This window comes from Bartonella sp. AP57NXGY (assembly GCF_042195805.1).
In the GTDB taxonomy this organism is placed as follows: domain Bacteria; phylum Pseudomonadota; class Alphaproteobacteria; order Rhizobiales; family Rhizobiaceae; genus Bartonella.
Genome location: NZ_JBHIOZ010000653.1, coordinates 1 through 566 on the forward strand (window position 1 = coordinate 1; position 566 = coordinate 566).

A 566-nucleotide genomic window follows, 5' to 3' on the forward strand; every position below is an offset into this window, starting at 1 on the left:
TGAATGGAAATTGGCGTGTTACTTTTCGCTTTATAGGAACAGATGTGGAGCTTGTTGATTATCAAGATTACCATTGATGAAAGGAGCGAAAATAATGATGCATAACCCCGCACATCCGGGCGAAGTTCTAAAAGTAGCTTTCTTAGACGAAATGGGGATAACAATACAAAAGTTAGCTAATCATCTCCATATGACAAGAGCTTCTCTATCAAGAGTGATTAACGGACATGCCTCTATGAGTACCGAACTTGCAGTGAAATTAGAACTAGCTGGTTTTAGTAAAGCGAAATTTTGGCTGGATATGCAAACAAATTATAATTTATGGCAAACAATGCAACAGACACAACCACCTATTTCTCCTCTGGTTTCTGAAGCACATCAAACGTCGCTTTGATTTCGTTTATAATTTTGACGAGGCTTTAGTTTTTTAGCTTCCGCCCGTTGCTCTAACCTTTTTGAAGTTTTTTAATGGCTTCTATTGCAAGGCGTTTTCTATCGGCTGTTTTGGTATAAAGAGATGCCATTTTATCTTCTGTCCAGCCAAAAAGCGCTTTCATTTGCGAAAC

General features: G+C 38.3%; 1 protein-coding gene and 2 pseudogenes. 2 read left to right on the plus strand and 1 reads right to left on the minus strand.

Annotated elements, in window-relative coordinates:
• A pseudogene (locus ACFIL8_RS12470) lies at positions 1–77 on the plus strand (Killer protein); the annotation flags it as partial.
• Between the two features lie 17 nt (positions 78–94).
• Positions 95–394 (plus strand): HigA family addiction module antitoxin, encoded by a 300-nt coding sequence (locus ACFIL8_RS12475; protein ID WP_183194585.1) that lies wholly within the window; start codon positions 95–97, stop codon positions 392–394.
• Positions 395–446: 52 nt separating this feature from the next.
• Here ACFIL8_RS12475 and ACFIL8_RS12480 read toward each other — a convergent pair.
• Positions 447–566 (minus strand): annotated as a pseudogene (locus ACFIL8_RS12480) (integrase); the annotation flags it as partial.

Bases quoted from the DNA above. Each gene is read 5' to 3' on its own strand.
- ACFIL8_RS12475 (WP_183194585.1), top strand. From the start codon at position 95: ATGATGCATAACCCCGCACATCCGGGCGAAGTTCTAAAAGTAGCTTTC.